Source organism: Flavobacterium sp. MEB061, assembly GCF_000834715.1.
GTDB classification, from domain to species: domain Bacteria; phylum Bacteroidota; class Bacteroidia; order Flavobacteriales; family Flavobacteriaceae; genus Flavobacterium; species Flavobacterium pectinovorum.
This window is the reverse complement of the sequence record NZ_JXQR01000023.1, coordinates 81,107-99,534: the sequence shown is the minus strand read 5'-3', so window position 1 is coordinate 99,534 and position 18,428 is coordinate 81,107. Positions and strand designations below refer to the sequence as shown.

General features: G+C 30.4%; 17 protein-coding genes. 4 read left to right on the top strand and 13 right to left on the bottom strand.

The annotated features are described in order from the left end of the window. Positions 1-25 precede the first annotated feature (25 nt). The 13 genes from RT99_RS13090 to RT99_RS13030 all read right to left on the bottom strand — a co-directional run bounded on the left by RT99_RS13090 (position 26) and on the right by RT99_RS13030 (position 13,090). Positions 26-850: a glycosyltransferase family 2 protein gene (locus tag RT99_RS13090; RefSeq protein ID WP_042565203.1), complete on the bottom strand. Its 825-nt coding sequence runs from the start codon at positions 848-850 to the stop codon at positions 26-28. A 3-nt stretch (positions 851-853) separates the two neighbouring features. Beyond that, complete coding sequence (locus RT99_RS13085; protein WP_042565202.1) at positions 854-1,408, bottom strand: hypothetical protein; 555 nt, start codon at positions 1,406-1,408, stop codon at positions 854-856. Continuing rightward, positions 1,395-1,946, bottom strand: coding sequence for a transferase (locus tag RT99_RS13080; RefSeq protein ID WP_042565201.1), 552 nt, complete (start codon positions 1,944-1,946; stop codon positions 1,395-1,397). Before RT99_RS13080 ends, RT99_RS13085 begins: the two co-directional genes overlap by 14 nt. Before the next feature lie 24 nt (positions 1,947-1,970). Next, positions 1,971-2,543: a CatB-related O-acetyltransferase gene (locus tag RT99_RS25855; RefSeq protein ID WP_042565200.1), complete on the bottom strand. Its 573-nt coding sequence runs from the start codon at positions 2,541-2,543 to the stop codon at positions 1,971-1,973. Beyond that, on the bottom strand, positions 2,544-3,650 hold the full coding sequence (locus RT99_RS13070) for a glycosyltransferase family 4 protein (protein WP_165587201.1): 1,107 nt from the start codon (positions 3,648-3,650) through the stop codon (positions 2,544-2,546). Between the two features lie 89 nt (positions 3,651-3,739). Further along, positions 3,740-4,969: a hypothetical protein gene (locus tag RT99_RS13065; RefSeq protein WP_042565199.1), complete on the bottom strand. Its 1,230-nt coding sequence runs from the start codon at positions 4,967-4,969 to the stop codon at positions 3,740-3,742. An 88-nt stretch (positions 4,970-5,057) separates the two neighbouring features. Beyond that, positions 5,058-6,080, bottom strand: coding sequence for a glycosyltransferase family 4 protein (locus RT99_RS13060; RefSeq protein ID WP_042565254.1), 1,023 nt, complete (start codon positions 6,078-6,080; stop codon positions 5,058-5,060). 1 nt (position 6,081) lies between these two features. Then, a complete protein-coding gene (locus RT99_RS13055; protein ID WP_042565198.1) occupies positions 6,082-7,941 on the bottom strand; it encodes an acyltransferase family protein in 1,860 nt (619 codons plus the stop codon). Between the two features lie 52 nt (positions 7,942-7,993). After that, positions 7,994-8,902 carry a polysaccharide pyruvyl transferase family protein gene (locus tag RT99_RS13050; protein WP_052483665.1) on the bottom strand — a complete coding sequence of 303 codons (909 nt, stop codon included), beginning with the start codon at positions 8,900-8,902 and terminating at the stop codon, positions 7,994-7,996. Between the two features lie 69 nt (positions 8,903-8,971). Next, positions 8,972-10,489 carry an oligosaccharide flippase family protein gene (locus tag RT99_RS13045; RefSeq protein ID WP_042565197.1) on the bottom strand — a complete coding sequence of 506 codons (1,518 nt, stop codon included), beginning with the start codon at positions 10,487-10,489 and terminating at the stop codon, positions 8,972-8,974. A gap of 56 nt (positions 10,490-10,545) precedes the next feature. Next, positions 10,546-11,658: a GDP-mannose 4,6-dehydratase gene (gene gmd, locus RT99_RS13040; RefSeq protein WP_042565196.1), complete on the bottom strand. Its 1,113-nt coding sequence runs from the start codon at positions 11,656-11,658 to the stop codon at positions 10,546-10,548. A gap of 39 nt (positions 11,659-11,697) precedes the next feature. Next, the gene (locus RT99_RS13035; protein ID WP_042565195.1) at positions 11,698-12,648 is read right to left on the bottom strand and encodes a GDP-L-fucose synthase; all 951 of its coding nucleotides are present in this window, start codon (positions 12,646-12,648) and stop codon (positions 11,698-11,700) included. A 16-nt stretch (positions 12,649-12,664) separates the two neighbouring features. Beyond that, complete coding sequence (locus RT99_RS13030) at positions 12,665-13,090, bottom strand: adenylyltransferase/cytidyltransferase family protein (RefSeq protein ID WP_042565194.1); 426 nt, start codon at positions 13,088-13,090, stop codon at positions 12,665-12,667. 420 nt (positions 13,091-13,510) lie between these two features. Here RT99_RS13030 and RT99_RS13025 point away from each other — a divergent pair, with 420 nt between their 5' ends. The 4 genes from RT99_RS13025 to RT99_RS24705 all read left to right on the top strand — a co-directional run bounded on the left by RT99_RS13025 (position 13,511) and on the right by RT99_RS24705 (position 18,427). Beyond that, the gene (locus tag RT99_RS13025; protein WP_042565193.1) at positions 13,511-14,476 is read left to right on the top strand and encodes a hypothetical protein; all 966 of its coding nucleotides are present in this window, start codon (positions 13,511-13,513) and stop codon (positions 14,474-14,476) included. A 93-nt stretch (positions 14,477-14,569) separates the two neighbouring features. Then, positions 14,570-16,432, top strand: a complete 1,863-nt coding sequence (locus RT99_RS13020) for an ABC-F family ATP-binding cassette domain-containing protein (RefSeq protein WP_042565192.1) — start codon at positions 14,570-14,572, stop codon at positions 16,430-16,432. 103 nt (positions 16,433-16,535) lie between these two features. After that, positions 16,536-17,327 carry an O-methyltransferase gene (locus RT99_RS13015; protein WP_042565191.1) on the top strand — a complete coding sequence of 264 codons (792 nt, stop codon included), beginning with the start codon at positions 16,536-16,538 and terminating at the stop codon, positions 17,325-17,327. A gap of 92 nt (positions 17,328-17,419) precedes the next feature. Next, positions 17,420-18,427, top strand: coding sequence for a pyocin knob domain-containing protein (locus RT99_RS24705; RefSeq protein WP_052483664.1), 1,008 nt, complete (start codon positions 17,420-17,422; stop codon positions 18,425-18,427). Position 18,428: the final 1 nt, after the last annotated feature.

Here is an 18,428-nt window from a genome sequence, read left to right as displayed (position 1 = left end):
TTTTGTTATCTTAAAATAATTTTGATTATTTTTTTTGTTTGATGAGTTCGCTACTTTTTAAAACAATGAAATATTCATATATAGATTGTAAAGTAGCATAAGTAATACCAGCTGATCCGTCTAAAAAGGCTCTCCTGATAATTACCATGTAGAACCATTTTATTAATGGGCGGCCTGGCATCTTATAAAAAATGCCTTTTTGATGGTATCGTTTTTCTGTAAAGTCAGAACTAAACAAAGCTTTTTTTAAAGAAAAAGATGTGCCTTTTTCCAAATCCTTTACTCTTGTAAGGGCTTCCATATCAGCATAACTCAAGTGGCGTTGAATCCAAAATTTAAAACCTTTACTAAAAGGATAATGGTCTAAGAAACCTTCAACTTTATCCACCGCACCATCTGGTATTGAAACTGGATTTACCAGCCTTTCATAACGCATTTTATTCGGACGAAATAGTCTTAAATAGAAAGGAGACATTTGTGAATATTTCAACCACTTTCCATTCCATGCAAAATCTCTTCGTCTAATTTCATAAGCAACTACTTCAGAATTAGTATCTAATTTAAGATTTTTAATTGCGGAATACAGAGAATCTGAAACTCTTTCGTCTGCATCAATATAAAGTACCCACGGATGTTTGAATTTTATATTTGCTAAACCCCAATTTTGATGTGCTGACCAATTATCAAAAACTCGCTGAGTAATCGTAGCACCCACATTTTGGGCAATTGCAACAGTTTGATCATCACTAAAAGAATCAAATACATGAATATCATCGCTCCAGGACACTGATGCCAAACAACCAGGTAAATCTTGCGCTTCGTTTTTAGTAAGTATTAGTATTGATATCATTCCTTAAATAGATTTAAATTCTCTTTTCTTAATAAATTTGGCTGGATTTCCAACGACAACGTCAAACTCATTTGTATTTTTATTCACTATTGATTTTGCCCCAATGACAGAAAATCTACCTAATACAACGCCAGCCAGGATATAACTTCCTGTGGCGACCCAACATCCATCATTGATAATTATAGGTTTTGTTACCATATTAAAATTCAGAGATTCTATAGAATGGCTGCCTGTAATTAAGTATACATCTTTACCAATACAACATTTTTCACCTATTTGTATTTTATTCAAACAATATATCCAAGAGTTCTCTCCTACACTGGACTGATGCCCCATTGTCAAATTCCATGGTAATTCGATATTTGATTTTCTATTAATATTTACTGTTTCTGCTAATTGAGCTCCAAATAAACGTAATAGAATAATTCTTGGTTTTTTGATTTGATTAGGAAAAACTCTAAATATTGTTCTATTAATCAATCTCCAAAGATGAATTTTGATTTTTGTTTTTTTATCAAAAGGTGTTGTTTGTACTGGAGTAAAATCATTGATTGTCATAGATAATTCTTTTTTTAATAAACTTAGCAGGATTTCCACCAACTATGGACCAATCCTCGACATCTTTAAAAACTGCAGCTCTTGCTCCTACAATTGCTCCTTCACCAATTATAACATTTGTCATTATAAATGCTTCTGCTGCAACCCACGCAAAATCTTTTATAACAATAGTACCTGCTACAAAAGGTGTATTTATTGACGTTGTTTCGTGTGTAGCGCTGCATAAATATGTTCTTTGCGAAATAGTGACCTTATTTCCTATAATAGTTTTTCCAAAATGTAATTTAACTTCCGGACCTAATGCCGAATAAGATCCCAATGTCAAATTTTTAGGAGATGGCAACTCTATTGAAGCATGAATAACACAATGATTTCCAATTTTTGCTCCAAAAATTTTTAATAAAAAAATACGCCAGCCATTAAAAAAAGGTAAAGAGAAAGGCTTAAAAAAAAATAAGGAAGTAATACGCCAAATCAACCTATAGATTTTATCTGATTTTGGAATTGTGTCAATATATTTTGGAATTTCAGATTTCATGATTATTATAACTTATTGTTAAAATTAGTTTATAGTAACTGGTTTATTACGTACATTTTTTAATACTTCACCATCCAGCATATTTAAATGCTTTAATTCATCTTCAGCAGAATAAAAACGTTTTCGTAAAAACTTGGCTGGTACTCCTCCAACTATAACAAATGGATCGACATCTTTTGTCACTATTGATCCAGCGGCAACGATACTTCCATCTCCAATTTTAACGCCTGCCATTACAATACTATTTGCCCCAATCCAAACATCTCTACCAATGAATGTTTTTTTTAAGGTTGGTCTCCCAGAAAATGTCGATGGTATACCTGGTATATCATAGTTATGGTCTGCCCCAATTATTTGAACATTTTGCGCCAACATAGTATATCTTCCAATGGAAACACCCGGGTAAATTAAACAGTTATTTCCAACATAAGAATATTCACCCGCCTTGAAATCCTTACTTATATTACATTTTCCGCCTATGTTAAAGGTTTTATGTACACTTTTTAAACCATATATGTATTTAATAAAAAGCCTTTTAAAAAACCTATAAATAAGAGCTAATTCATTACTTTGTTTCAATTTAAAAACAATACTCATCTATATATTTTTAGCATTACACAATACTGATTCAAAAATTTTTAATTGGTAATCTGGATTATAGTAATCATCAATAACCTTATAACAGTTTGTTACTATAGATTGATTTTTGATCGGTTTCGCTAGCAACCAATTTTCAATCACATTTGCCAAATCTTCTAAATTATTATATTCATACAAATCTCCAGTAACTCCTTTATGAATAGATTCTATCTCTGGCATTTGTAAATTCAGGTTATCATGAGAAACAACAGGAGTACCATATGCCAAACTATGAATGGCTGTCAAGCCAATTTCTCCAGGTGTAACACATAGATCGGCATACATTAAAGCTTCACTATTAATTTCTTCGTCATAAATGGCTCCTAAAAAAGAGACGTTTTTTGTTAACTCATTTTGATCAACCTGCTTTTGCAGTTTTTGTCTTTCTTCACCATCGCCAATTATAAGAGTGTTAAAGAAATTTTTATTGTGTTTTAACTTAAGTAAACGCTGGACTTCAATTATCATATCTAAGCGCTTAATGGAATTTAGTCTGCCGATAAAAACAATTACTGGCGTATTTTTTTCGTTGAAATATTTTAACCTGTAATTCCAAATATCTATTTCAGTAATAGCTTTTCTAAATTCGAGACTTTTTTCATAATCTAAAGAATTATATATTATGTGAATATTCTCTTTTGGCTTAACCTTATACTTATTCAGTACATTGTAGGCTCGTTTTCCATACAAGAAAAAACCATTTGCTAGTTTATAAAAAACAAATAATTTGAAGTAATCAACAAAAGTAATTTTATCCTTATACACTCCGTGCATCCAATAAAATACTCTTTTTCTTCTTAATCGCGCCACGATAGCAGCAAACCATGTAGAAATATGATATGGCGATCCTAAAAAAATTACAGAATCATAATCACTCTTACGCATCAAAGTAATTAAACCGGATTGCCAAAGTAATTTCTTTTTAAAAAACCATCTGTTTTTTAAAAAAAACCAACGTAATCCGTCATTACTTTCTTTTAAAGAAAAACTCGTATCAATTTTCTTTATTTCAATTTCACTAACTGTTCCTGAATATATAGAAAATTCAATTTTCTTCGATCTCATAAGTTTAGTGAATATCGGTTGTCTGTAAGATGCCAGATAATGATAAACAATTGCCGTCTTATGCATATATATTTATGATTTTTATATAGTTATACTTTACGAACCAGCTTTTTTTCGGAAAAATAAACGTGTTTTGCTTTTAAATTCAATGTAAAAACTAAAAATACAACAGGAATGTGCTTCATATAAAGATATGGATTACCTGAACTAATAGATGCCATTATATTGTATATACATAGTAGAAAAGCAAAAAGTGTAAGAATATTGTTTATTTTGAAATAATTTTTGATTGGAAAAACCAATATTAGCAATACATACATAATAAAACCAAATATGCCCATATCCAGATAAGATTGTAAAAGAGGGTTATCAAGCCATCGGGTCATATAGCCGCCTCCGAAGATGTAATTAAAAAAGTCAAAATTATTATCTATGTAATTATAGGCCCACTCCCTGCTTCTATATCTTGCAATCGCAGAACCGGAAGTATCTCTAATATCTGTATTTCCTAAGATATTAAGCACTCCACTATAGAAATCATATGCAAATTTATCGATGATTTTTTGTAAGGCTTCAATATTAATATAAGCAACCACAAAACCAACAATTATCAATAATAGAATCTTAAAATATTTAAGAACTAAGGCTTTATTTACAGAACCAGTTCGATATAAATACAATATTGCTATGATTATAGCAACGAATACCGGTGTTCTTTTTGTAGACATAAACAGAACGTAAATATCTAATGCAAATACAAGCAATAGTAAAATCTTAACAAATTTATTTTTGAAACGCAAACATAAAATACTAGTGTAATTAATTATTGCACCATTAGCTATTGTAAAGGCTTCAAGAGCATAATCTTGTTGATCTTGTCTTAATTGCCAAGCATCTTCACCAGTTACAAGACCTTTCCAAATAAAATACGCTCCAAGAAATGTACACAATGCTGAAACGTAAAAAGTAAATAATATAATTTTGTCATATGACACATCGTTTTTATTACTGGCTAGCGCAAATACTAGAAAAATAATATAACCATGAAAGCTTATATATTGGAAAGTTAATTTATCAGAAGGTAAGCCATAAATAAGCATTAGTAATTGGAAGGCAACTAAAATCGTGAACCATTTATTATACGATGGTAACTTTCCTAAAAATAAATTTTTATATGATATTATAAGAATCACAGATAAAAACATAAATATCGGTGACCATTTAACAAAAGGAAATAAATAATTGAAATACATGCCTAATGGCACTCCAATAAGAGACAATGCGATCCCCAGATAGGTAAAATTTTCTGCTTTTATCATTAAGGATTAATTCAATAATGGAGAAAACACGTTCGATATTAAGTTAAATTTCGAACCGTTAATTTTGATGTTATTAGTTTTACCCGATCTAGTTACAACCATCATACATATTTTTCAATTTAAAATAGATACTCTTTGCAGAAAAATTTAAAAGCATATACTGATAAAGATTTTCGTCATTATTTTCCTTAAGAAGTTTAACAATTTTCTCCCCAATATCATCAATATTATATGGGTTTAAGATCTCTACTGTTTTAATATTTGGATAATATTCCACTGGTCCTTTTAAGTTAGTCATTGCAATATTACATCCGTAAACAGCAGCATCCATAGCCACTATCCCTACTCCTTCATTTGTACTTGGAAGCGCAAAAACTTTTGCCTTTGAGTATATTTCTTTTAATTCTTCATTAGACACAAACCCTAAAACCTTTATATTCGTTGCATTACCGATGGCTTGTTGAATTTTTAAGAATTCAGCATCACTACCTTTATTGCCTGCAAGTACAAGCTTGAAGTTATATTTTTTTGCAGCCTCAACTAATCTAATTACATTTTTTCTATCCTGATAAAGAGAACTTAAATGAAAACAAAAATTTTCTTTTCCTTCTAAAATATTTTGGATATTCTGTGGTGCTTCTACACCATAAGAAAGCGGTATGCTAAAAACTTTTTTCGAATCGATTCCAAAAGATTCTTTATAAAATTTAGCTTCATGTTCGCTTCTGGCACATACTCCTTTTACTAAATGTAGCGCTTTACGCAATGCATAATTATTACTGTATAATCTTAATTTTTCAAAACCATTAAATGTTGCCCACTTATAAATAGAATATGGCTTAGTAGAATCTATAATTGGCGATATAAATATATTTGGATTTTTAAATGATAATGTTTTAACAAAAGTATGTATAGCAGTATCATAACCATAAATATGAATTGCATCAAATGATTTCCAATCATAATGCTCCCATCCGTTTATTAAAATACATTCATCACCAAATTCATTCAAAATGTTACAAGCCGATAATGCCTGACTTCTTACACCATTTGATCTACCAGATATTACACCAAACTGGTATAAAATAAAAGCAATTTTTCTTTTCCCCATATTAAAAAATATTTTTTTTAAGTAAGAGATCAACAATCTGATCGGCTCCGTAAATAGTCATGTGGTCATCATCAAACATGTAGGGTACTTTGTTTACGGGATCGTAATGCTTAATTTTATTGTCTAAAAATATATTAATATAGTTTTCCGGCGGAACGAGTTTTTTTAAATCATTATTTAATATTACTGATTCTTGATTGACATAAGATTTTCCAAGTTTTCCTTCTAAATTAAATGCGATAACTCTTGGATAATCAATATTGTACTCTTCTCCCTGCCCCATGACGAGAACTTTTTTTATTCCCATTTTTTTCAACTCATTAATTGTAGCATTAACATCATTAACTAATTCTTCATTAGAAGTATATCCCGCTGAATTAGGATAATTCATCCAATTACATGAAAGTAAGACCACATCAATATTACTTTTATGCTCTACAATAAATTTATTAAATATACTTTTAAATTGTCCAGATGCTCTTTTCTCTCCCTTTGCATTGATCAACGGAAAACTGCCAACAACTGTATGTTCCATAAAGTTAAATTTTGTACTATCTAACTTTTTTCTAAAAGAAAGCGAAAATTGCCCGGCATGACTATCACCCAACAATAAAATATTTTTCTTTTTTATGTTTATACATAAACATTTTTTATAATCTACTTTACTAACATTATGACATACACCAGAATGAAATTGCTTTCTCCTATTTTCATCATAATGATCTTTATATTCTGAAAGTAAGACTGCGTCTTTAGAAAACAAGTATTTATTTGGAGTTCCAAAAATTCCGATCAGAGAGATAAGAATAACAAATGAAGAGCCTATAATCATCTTTTTCAAAGAGACAAGTTTAGACCTTTTTTCAATAAGCTCATAAGATAAGCTAGCTAATAGCAAAGAAATAACGATCAATAATGCTGTTACTTCAACACCTTTATAGTCAAAGTATCTAGCTATAACACATATAGGCCAATGCCACAAATACCAAGAGTAAGAAATATTTCCTATATACTGTATGATTGAATTTTTATAAAAATTATATTCTTTATTTAAAGCAATCACCAAGAAAGTACCAATTACGGGTAAAAGTGTTAACGAGGAAGGCCATGCATAAGTTTCGTTTAAACAAACGATACTAATCGCTATGACGATAATACTCAGACCAATCAATATATTTTTAAAAAAATCTGATATTTTGTTTTCAAAAAAATCTTTGTATAGAAATGCCATCCCGCCAAACATCATTTCCCAGGCTCTATGAGTAAATGAAAAAAAGCTGATTTTACTATAAGAAGATGGCAAAAAATTATTAAAAACAATTACCAAAAGAAAAGAAAACAAAGTGATGGCCAGAAATATGGCATTAAATTCCTTTTTTCGCTTAAGATAGAACTTCTTTAATAGTACTAAAAAAAGTGGATAAATTATGTAAAACTGCCATTCTACAGAAAGTGACCAAGTATGTAATAATATGTTGGTTTGTGAAGATGCATCAAAATAATCTGAATTAAATAAGTAATAATAATTTGATAAAAACAAACCTGAGAAAAATGTGTATACAGAGACCTGCTTTAAATCTACAGGAAAGTAAATAAAAAATGTTATTATTAAAACACAGAGCATCATTACTGCTAGTGCAGGAACAATTCTTTCAAAACGTCTTATATAAAAATCTTTAATAGAGAAAAAATCTTTATCAAAGCCCTTTAAAATTATACTGGTCATAAGAAAACCACTTATCACAAAGAAAATATCAACCCCAATAAAACCACCTTGAAAAAACGGTATTTTATAATGAAAAAAAACTACTATAAAAACGGCTAATGCTCTTAGGAATCCAATATCATATCTAAATCTCATTTACTTATTTATTACTTTATTTAATCAATTTTTATAGAATCCTTTTATCAATTTAAAGCTGATTAGCAAATTTTGGTAATACACTAAATGGAGCTACAGCAATAAGTTTGTCCTGTATAGTTTTTAAATCCATGTTAATATTAGCCTTGTCAAGATTTCTTTTAACATTTTCTATTTCACTATCTACATCAAACGAATCACTCTCTTTTAAAGGAAATGGTGCATATTCATCAATACCAACAGAAGAAAAATAATCTAAGAATTTAATATTTTCACCATGCCATTTTATTTTAGGATATTCATACCACAAAGCTGGGATTTTATAGGCATGGGCAACAATAACACCATGAAGAGATGAAGAAATGATAGTTTCGCAGCTGGCAAAATCATCAATTATCGATTCGACATCACCAATTAAGTTTATTACTTTTATGCCGAATTTATCTTCAAAATGAGCAAAATGCTCAAATTGCGTATGATGGGGAACCAATCCTAATTTATATTTTTTTGTCAAAGTCACCGGATATACTAACGGCAAAAGTAAAGCCGGATCACCAAAAACTTCAGGATAATTATATCCCAATTCTTTTAATCTATTCTGAGTATATTTACCTCTAACAGCTAAAAATGTTCCATTGTCAACTTTTTCATTTGCAAATAAAATACCACTTCCCCAAACTATTCGTTTTCCACTTCCCCAGCCAATTATACTACCAACAGATATGATATACTTCCCATTTAGGAATAGTGTCTTTAAAACAGATTTAAATATATTTATACTGTGATATTTATAAAAAACTGCTTTTATATAAGCAAGAATTAACTTAATTGAACTTCTTGGTATAGGTACTTGATAAACTTCTTTGCCTGAGAGTTTTTGTATGATATAAGGTCCTAACTCATCGCCAAAATTTCCAAATTTTCCTTTTTTATTAAACCAATATAAATAAATTTTACTCATTTTCTCTTTTAATATATTTTAAGTATTATAACAATTTTATTTTTTTTCTTTAAGCTAATATTATAAGTTTCATCTTCTTAAAAAAAGCTTTTTTATAGGAGCTCCAAAAAGATCTTTCTCAAATTTATTCATACTGAATATCCAGAAAAGTGGTATATAAACAATGCTAAAAAGTACTATACCTAAAAACAAATCCATAATTGTATTTATAATAAACAAAGTAGATAAATAATATACAGACACGCCTAAAATTAAAGGAACAATAGACATTTTAGCAATCTCTTTCCAGAAGTAAGGAATATCAATTTTTTGTTTTTTGTAATAGTAAATGTTCATTATTACAATTTGCCCTAAAAACAAACCTGATGAAATTCCTATTCCCACACCAATTCCGCCATATTTTTTCGCAAGTAAAAATTGCAATCCAAGGCTACAAAAAGCAATCCAGATATAAAGTAATGATCTAAATTTCATTTGGTTTCGAGCTTGCAGAATAGTAATCCCAACTGTTTGTATTAATGGTACTGTCAAGGGAATAAAAAACAATAATGTTATTATATACGCCTCAACATAGCTTTTACCCGCCCACAGAACAACAAATTGTTGCCCGAAAATAATGAAACCAACCAAAACAAATGAAATAATAATAAATTGAATTCTTCCGGTCTTTATAAACAAATCTGAAATGGTTTTTTCAGATTGTCCTTCGGTAATCATTTTTGTGATTTTAGGTAAAAACACATTTGCAATCGAAGCCGAAAAGCTCATATACATATTTTGCAGTGAAATAGCGATTGAAAAGATAGCAATGGCGGCCGTACCAACATACATACCCAATATAAATTGCCCTGTACCCCAATAAATACGATCCATAATCATACTTAAGAAGATATAAAATGAATACAATGCAACCTCTTTTAAGAAACTCCAATCAACTTTCTTGTAGTATATTTTTATTTTTATTTTATATCTACAATAGAAATAATTAATCAACAATGTCAATAAATTAAAAATGGTCGTGACAACCACAATAGCGATTGCCTTATAACCAATCGTTAACAATAGGATCATAACCCCTGTGTTGAGTATTATTCGAACAATCTGGATAATTCTTTGAAAAATAAAGTCTTCATAAGCAGTAATAATAGCACCAAAAATGCTTAATGGAAACGTAAAAGCTATATTAAATACCATTAAAAGCATCATAATCTTAGCCTTGCCCAGTTCCTCAATCGTCATTGTTTTACCAAACATAGAATCTACATTATAGTATAAACACAATCCTGCAATGAAGGCAATTACTCCAATAATTGAATATAGAATTATAAACATTCCAAACATGGAAAACTGCTCATCTAATTTGCCCTGAGCCCTAAATTTAGAAGTATACCTGATAATTGCATTTCCAAACCCAAAATCAAGTATCGTTAAATACGCTATAACCGAAGCTACTAAAGAATACAAGCCATATTCACTTTGCCCCATCATACGTAGCATAAATGGAGTATATGCTAGTCCTACTATATTATTTAGTATTAGTACAACATAAGATAATAATGCACCAACCTTTAATTGATTTACTGCCATAGATAAATACCGAAGATTAAAACAACTCTAAATAAAATACTTTTTCGGTAATCAGACTATTCAAAATAGTTTAACGTTCTATAGCCACCATCTTTTAAGTATTGATCCTTCTGCATTAGCTTTAAATCGCTTTGCATCATATCCTTTACAAGACTTTGCAAATCATATTTACACTCCCAGCCCAATTTGGTTTTTGCTTTTGTAGGATCTCCAATTAACAAATCAACTTCTGTAGGTCTAAAATATTTAGGATCAACAGCAAGTACTTCCTTGCCTATCTCTATTTGAAATTCAGGATTATTACATGCTTTTACATATCCTTTTTCTTCTGCTCCTTCTCCTTTAAATTCAAGTTCTACACCTACTTCGGCAAAACTCATACGTACAAAATCTCTTACTGCCGTAGTTTTACCTGTTGCAATTACCCAATCTTCTGGTTCATCAGCCTGCAGAATCATCCACATCATGCGAACATAATCCTTGGCATGTCCCCAATCTCGTTTTGCATCCAAATTTCCAAGATATAATTTATCCTGTAACCCTAATGCAATTCTGGCTGTAGCTCTTGTAATTTTTCTCGTTACAAAAGTTTCTCCACGAATTGGAGATTCATGATTAAATAGAATACCATTACAGGCATACATACCATAAGCCTCACGATAATTTACTGTAATCCAAAAAGCATACATTTTAGCTACTGCATAAGGCGAACGTGGGTAAAAAGGCGTTTTTTCAGATTGAGGTACTTCCTGAACTTTTCCGTATAGTTCAGATGTTGAAGCCTGGTAAATACGAACCTTTTTTTCCATTCCTAATAAACGAACAGCATCTAAAATTCGTAACGTTCCTAATCCGTCAGCATTTCCGGTATATTCAGGTGTTTCAAAAGAAACGGCTACGTGGCTCATTGCCGCCAAATTGTAAATTTCATCCGGTTGAATTTCCTTTATCAAACGAATTAAATTCGTACTATCAGTCATATCGCCATAATGCAAATAAAAATTGCGGTGGTCTACATGTGGATCCTGATATAAATGATCAATACGATCAGTATTAAATAATGAAGAACGTCTTTTTAGTCCATGAACTTTATATCCTTTTTTTAATAAAAACTCACTTAAATAAGCGCCGTCCTGCCCTGTTACTCCTGTAATAAATGCTACTTTCATATTTTTCTATATCAAACGATTTTAAATCTATTTAATCTATTATAATTTTACTTGTTTAAAACTTTCCGTGTTTTCTAAAAACCAGTTGTATGTCTTTTGAATTCCATCTTTTAAATCAACCTGATGTTTCCATCCCAATTCATGCATTTTAGAAACATCCATTAATTTTCTTGGTGTCCCGTCTGGTTTGGTGGAGTCCCAAATAATTTCTCCTTTGTGACCTGTAATTTCCTGAATTATCTCGGCTAATTCCTTAATTGTCAAATCTTCGCCTGTTCCAACATTATATAAATAATCCGGCAATTTATTTTCTAAGGCAAAAACTACTGCTTTGGCCATATCGTCTACAAATAAAAATTCACGCATCGGTAAACCACTTCCCCAAAGGGTTACCGGTGCGTGATTATTTTCTTTTGCTTCATGAAATTTCCTTATCATGGCAGGCAAAACATGAGAAGTGTTTAAATCAAAGTTATCATATGTGCCATACAAATTTGTGGGCATAAGACTTACATAATCCTTCCCGAATTGATTTCTAATTGCCTGGCATGTTTTTACCCCTGTAATTTTCGCAATAGCGTACCACTCATTTGTTGGCTCAAGAGTATCTGTAAGCAGGTACTCTTCCTTTAATGGTTGTGGAGCTAATTTTGGATAAATACAAGAACTGCCCAGAAAAATAAATTTATCAACGTCATTTTGTAATGCAGAGTCAATTAAATTATTCTGAATTTGCATATTCTCCATAATAAATTGATATGGAAAATCATTGTTTGCTAAAATTCCGCCAACACGTGCCGCAGCATCAATAATAACTTCAGGATTTTCTTTTTTAATGAAATCGCGAACTGCTTGTTGATTTCTAAGATCTAATTCTTTACTCGAAGCACCAATTAAATTACTAAATCCGTTTTCTGATAAAGTTCTCCAGATGGCACTCCCGACCATACCTTTATGGCCTGCAATATAAATTTTCGTGTTTTTATTCATTCGTCTATTTCAAAAATTATTTAGCGATTGATAATTCTCTAAAAGCCACTTCCTTTCGCAAGCCACTACTAGAAAAACGATGATCGCGTACATTATAAAATAATTCAATCCCTTTTTCTTCGCAATAAGTACGTCCGGTAAAATCCTTTTCTTTGTACTCATCACCTAAAATTCTGACATCAATTTTAAAGGATGTTAAGATGTCATTTAAATCTTGTTCGGTTGCGTAGGGAACTATTTCATCTACAAATTTACAACCTTTTAGCTGTATATATCTCTCAACAACTGTTTGTGTTGGACGATTCTTTTCCGGGCGATCCAACGTTGGATCCGTCTGCAAACCTACAATCAAATAGTCACATTGCTGTTTAGCTTCTTCCAGCATTTTAATGTGTCCGGCATGCAATAAATCAAAAGCACTAAAGGTGATTCCTACTTTCATAATTTTACATTTTTTTAGTTAATAGAATTTTAATTACCATAACCTGTTTGTACAGCTTCGCTATTCCAACTCACATTTTTTATCATGAGTTAGAAATTGTAAGAAGACACAAAAAATAAAGACAATCTTTAAATATATAGATGTCAATTTACTAAAAATCAAATAAATAATTCAATTCTAAGACTAATATACGCATTATTTTCTTGCAAAAATAATACATCAAAATTGCCATAAAAAATCAAAATGAAGGAAATGCCTTATTTTGATATAATTAAAACGTAATATTTTTATTTATCATAATTTTACCTAAAAAAAAATACACTATAAATAAAAAACATCGTATTCTTACAAACTGAAAAAAAATAAAAAAATTATAATTATTTTACATTTATATTTAAAATAAAAAGTAGAAACCTAGTAATGAAAACATTAACATTCTATTTATTTTTGATTTTTACATCGACGAACGGTCAAATTATCGGATGTATGGACTCTTTTTCCAAGAATTACAATCCCATGGCTGTAGAAAATGACGGAAGTTGTTTGTATAAAAGCCTAAAAATACGATCTCAATACTCTATTAAACTAAGCGATTCGATAAGGGAAACATCAGGAATAATTGCTTTCGATAATTTATTATGGACACATAATGATGATCATGACAAAACGATTTACGGATTAGATTCTTTAGGAAAAATTCAAAAAAAAGTTGTTTTAGACAAAGTTGTAAATCATGACTGGGAAGAAATATCACAAGACAGCTCATATCTATATATTGGCGATTTTGGTAATAATTATTCGGGAAACAGAACTGATGTACATATTTTAAAAATAGAAAAAAAATCATTTTTAGAAGGAACTCCAATTATTGAAACTATTTCATTTAAGTACTCTGACCAGAATGATTTTAATTTAAAAAAACACAACACAACAAATTTTGATTGTGAAGCTTTTATCGTTTCAAAAGACAGTATTTACTTGTTTACCAAACAATGGGAATCTACAAAAACCAGTATTTATGTTTTACCAAAACAATCAGGAAATTATATTGCACAATTCAAAGACAGTCTCGATATTAAAGGATTAGTGACCGGAGCCACGTATATAGAAGACAAAAAATTGATTGCGCTTTGCGGATATTCAAAAATGGGAAAATCTTTTTTATACTTATTATATGATTTTAAAAATCATGATTTTCTATCCGGTAATAAGAGAAAAATTGAACTTCAACTTTCTTTTCATCAAATCGAAGGAATTACCACAAAAGATGGTTTACATTATTACTTAACAAATGAATCTTTGATTCGAAAACCTGTTCTAAATACGCCACAGCAAATTCATTATTTTGACTTAAGTCCAATATTGAATTCCTATCTCCATAAATAATTCGCAAATCGAGATATAATAACTTACTTTTGCAAAAAAGTTCCGTTTTGTAAAACATTCAGAACTTATAATTTATAACTCATATTTTACAAAGTGAATTACTTATCTGTCGAAAATATCTCGAAGTCTTTTGGTGAAAGAACCTTATTTGACAACATCTCATTTGGTATTAATAAAGACCAAAAAATAGCTTTTATTGCCAAAAATGGTTCTGGAAAAACAACTATTATGAGTATTATTAATGGTTTGGACGAACCTGATACGGGACAAGTTGTTTTGAGAAAAGGAATCAGAATGGCATTTCTTTCTCAGGATAATAATTTGCAGGAAGAACTGACGATTGAAGAAAGCATTTTTGCTTCAGATAATGAAACTTTGAAAATAATCGAAGCCTACGAAAAAGCACTTGAAAACCCAGACGACGAAGAAGCATATCAGAAAGCTTTTGACGGAATGGATCAGCATAATGCATGGGATTTTGAAACGCAATACAAACAAATTCTATTCAAATTAAAACTGGAAGATTTTAAACTTAAAGTAAAAAATCTTTCGGGTGGACAAAAGAAACGTCTTTCATTGGCGATTATCTTAATTAATCGTCCGGATTTATTGATTCTGGATGAGCCAACCAACCACTTAGATCTTGAAATGATCGAATGGCTTGAAAGTTATTTTGCAAAAGAAAACATTACGTTGTTTATGGTTACACACGACCGTTTCTTTTTAGAGCGTGTTTGTAATGAAATCATTGAATTGGATAATGGAAAACTTTATCAATATAAAGGAAATTACTCTTATTATTTAGAGAAAAAAGAAGAACGAATTGCTTCTGAAAATGCAAGTGTTGACAAAGCTAAAAACTTATTTGTAAAAGAATTAGAATGGATGCGTCGCCAACCAAAAGCGAGAACGACAAAATCAAAATCACGTCAGGATGATTTTTATTTAATTAAAGAAAAAGCACAAAGTCGGCGTCTTGAAAATAAAGTCGAACTTGAAATTAATATGGAACGTATGGGAAGCAAGATTATCGAGCTTCACAAAATCTCAAAAAAATTCAAAGATCACGTTATTCTGGATAATTTTAGTTTCGATTTTCAGCGTGGAGAACGTATCGGAATTATCGGTAAAAACGGAACCGGAAAATCTACTTTTTTAAATCTGCTTACCGGAACAATTCCTCTTGACAGCGGAAGAGTTGTAAAAGGTGAAACTATAAAAGTGGGCTATTATACGCAAAGTGGAATCAACCCGAAACCAAATCAGCGTGTAATTGATATCATTAAGGAATACGGAGAATTTATTCCGCTTGCAAAAGGTCGAATGATTTCGGCTTCACAATTGTTGGAGCGTTTTCTATTTGATGCTAAAAAACAATATGATTTTGTCGAAAAATTAAGTGGAGGCGAATTAAAGCGTTTGTACTTGTGTACGGTTTTAATTCAGAATCCAAACTTTTTGATTCTGGATGAGCCAACGAATGATTTAGATATTGTAACGCTAAACGTTCTGGAGAGTTTTCTTTTAGATTATCCGGGCTGTTTATTGGTAGTTTCCCACGACCGTTACTTTATGGATAAAATTGTCGATCACTTATTTGTTTTTAGAGGAAATGGTGAAATCGAAAGTTTTCCAGGAAACTATTCTGACTTTAGAGCTTATGAAGATAGTGCCGATGTTGCTCAAAAAGAAGAAAACAAAGCTGAAAAGAAAGATTGGAAACAAAATAATCCGACAGGAAATTTAACTTTCAACGAACAAAAAGAATATCAAAAACTGGAAAGAGAAATTAAAGATTTAGAAATCGAAAAGACTAAAATCGAACAATTATTCTCTGATGGAAAAGTGGCAGATGCCGATATTGAGAAAAAAGCAAACGAATTGCAAAATATTATCAATAAAATAGATCAGAAAGAAGAGCGTTGGTTTGAATTATCAGCTAAAATTGAGGGATAAGATTATTCCACAGAGATGCACAAAGAAAAACACAGAGTTACACTAAACTTATTTTTTCTTTGTGAATCTTCTCTTTTCTTTGTGAACCTTTGTGAAATAAATCATGTTGCACATCATAAAATCATACTTAAAATTTCTTTGGCATTCTAAAAACGAACATGCCGTTCATTCGCCGTTTGTATTTAATTTATTGACGAAATGTTTTTATGATAAAAAATCGAAACCAGAATATTCTATTTTAAAAAACTATCGAAAATCACTTTTACAAAATAAAAACTTCATAGAAGTTACCGATTTTGGCGCTGGTTCAAGAGTTTTTAAATCGAATAAAAGACAGATTTCAAAAATTGCATCAACTGCCGGAATTTCTTCAAAACGAGCAGAATTATTATTCCGCGTAACTCGTTATTTTGAACCTAAAAATATTCTTGAAATAGGAACTTCATTAGGTTTAGCAACTTCTGCCCTCGCATTAGGTTATCCAAAAGCCAAACTAATTACACTTGAAGGTTGTCCGGAAACTGCAAATGTTGCTAAAAATCAATTAACTGAATTTGATTGCAAAAATGTTGAAAACGTAGTTACAGAATTTGAAAGCTATTTTGAAGATCTGCAACTGAGACTGAAAACTGAGACTGAGAATTTCAATTTAATATACTTCGACGGTAATCATTCTAAAAAAGCAACTTTAGCCTACTTTGAACTTTTATTACCAACAATAGACAATGATTCTGTTTGGATATTTGATGACATTCATTGGTCCGCAGAAATGGAAGAAGCCTGGGAAATCATAAAAAATCATTCAAAAGTAATTGTAACCATTGATACTTTTCAGTGGGGATTTGTTTTCTTTAGAAGGGAACAGAAAAAAGAGCATTTTACAATTAGGGCATAAAAAAATGACAACTATTTCGGCTATTATTTATATTAATATTTTTTTACTTTTGAAGATTATTATTTATTCATAAAAATATAATTACGATTCACATGATTTCAAAAAACAATAGAAAAAAAGTTTTTTCTTATTCTCAAGAAACAACAAAAGAACCTTATTTTACAGTATTGTTCTTATTTTTTACAGCTTTATTGCAAGCTCAGTTTTCGGCAAATACCGCATTACCTAATCTTAATACATTCTCAAATGGTTTTGAACTTTACACAACAGCTAGTTTAAATGCACCAACAAATTACGGAACTGTATTAGGACTTAGCTACATCTCAGAAGGAGGATCAGACTGGAGAACCCAACTGGCATTTGGTACCGAAAATGAATTATATTATCGCCAATCAACAAATAATTCAGGGACCGTATGGACAGGATGGAATAAAATATTTCATTCAGGAAATTTAAATAATAGCAGTGTAGATTTTCACGCAAACCATTTAACAACAAAAGAATTAGCAATCTATAGTAATGAAAGCCTTGATGGATGGGGCATTTCACATATTTATTGGAAGGGTCACTCACTAATCATGGGATCTCCAAAAGTAGCCTATGCACATAATAGTTTAATATTAAGACCCGGCGGATCAGCTAATGGATTTTTAGATAATACATTTGAAATTGATGTTGCACATGGAATTGATAATTACGAAACACGTATACGCTTTTCTGGCTCAGGCAATTCCTTTATAAATTCAGGAAATGTTGGAATTGGAACTATCAATCCCAAAAATAAACTAGATGTAAAAGGTACTATTCATTCACAGGAAGTAAAAGTTGATATGAATAACTGGTCTGATTTTGTTTTCAAAAAGGATTATGCTTTACCAACACTAAGTGAAGTTGAAAAACATATTAATAAAAATGGTCATTTGGAGAATATTCCAAGCGAAAAAGAAGTTTTAAAAAATGGAATAAGTTTAGGAGAAATGGACGCCAAACTTCTACAAAAAATTGAAGAATTGACATTATATATTATAGATTTAAATAAAAAACTTGAGCAACAAAATCAAGAATTAAATACAATTAAAAAGGAGTTACAAAATAAGTAAG

Excerpts from the sequence above, each read along its gene's own strand:
- RT99_RS13090 (WP_042565203.1), bottom strand. The coding sequence starts at position 850 with ATGATATCAATACTAATACTTACTAAAAACGAAGCGCAAGATTTACCT.
- RT99_RS13085 (WP_042565202.1), bottom strand. The coding sequence starts at position 1,408 with ATGACAATCAATGATTTTACTCCAGTACAAACAACACCTTTTGATAAA.
- RT99_RS13080 (WP_042565201.1), bottom strand. The coding sequence starts at position 1,946 with ATGAAATCTGAAATTCCAAAATATATTGACACAATTCCAAAATCAGAT.
- RT99_RS25855 (WP_042565200.1), bottom strand. The coding sequence starts at position 2,543 with ATGAGTATTGTTTTTAAATTGAAACAAAGTAATGAATTAGCTCTTATT.
- RT99_RS13070 (WP_165587201.1), bottom strand. The coding sequence starts at position 3,650 with ATGAGATCGAAGAAAATTGAATTTTCTATATATTCAGGAACAGTTAGT.
- RT99_RS13065 (WP_042565199.1), bottom strand. The coding sequence starts at position 4,969 with ATGATAAAAGCAGAAAATTTTACCTATCTGGGGATCGCATTGTCTCTT.
- RT99_RS13060 (WP_042565254.1), bottom strand. The coding sequence starts at position 6,080 with ATGGGGAAAAGAAAAATTGCTTTTATTTTATACCAGTTTGGTGTAATA.
- RT99_RS13055 (WP_042565198.1), bottom strand. The coding sequence starts at position 7,941 with ATGAGATTTAGATATGATATTGGATTCCTAAGAGCATTAGCCGTTTTT.
- RT99_RS13050 (WP_052483665.1), bottom strand. The coding sequence starts at position 8,902 with ATGAGTAAAATTTATTTATATTGGTTTAATAAAAAAGGAAAATTTGGA.
- RT99_RS13045 (WP_042565197.1), bottom strand. The coding sequence starts at position 10,489 with ATGGCAGTAAATCAATTAAAGGTTGGTGCATTATTATCTTATGTTGTA.
- gmd (WP_042565196.1), bottom strand. The coding sequence starts at position 11,658 with ATGAAAGTAGCATTTATTACAGGAGTAACAGGGCAGGACGGCGCTTAT.
- RT99_RS13035 (WP_042565195.1), bottom strand. The coding sequence starts at position 12,648 with ATGAATAAAAACACGAAAATTTATATTGCAGGCCATAAAGGTATGGTC.
- RT99_RS13030 (WP_042565194.1), bottom strand. The coding sequence starts at position 13,090 with ATGAAAGTAGGAATCACCTTTAGTGCTTTTGATTTATTGCATGCCGGA.
- RT99_RS13025 (WP_042565193.1), top strand. The coding sequence starts at position 13,511 with ATGAAAACATTAACATTCTATTTATTTTTGATTTTTACATCGACGAAC.
- RT99_RS13015 (WP_042565191.1), top strand. The coding sequence starts at position 16,536 with ATGTTGCACATCATAAAATCATACTTAAAATTTCTTTGGCATTCTAAA.
- RT99_RS24705 (WP_052483664.1), top strand. The coding sequence starts at position 17,420 with ATGATTTCAAAAAACAATAGAAAAAAAGTTTTTTCTTATTCTCAAGAA.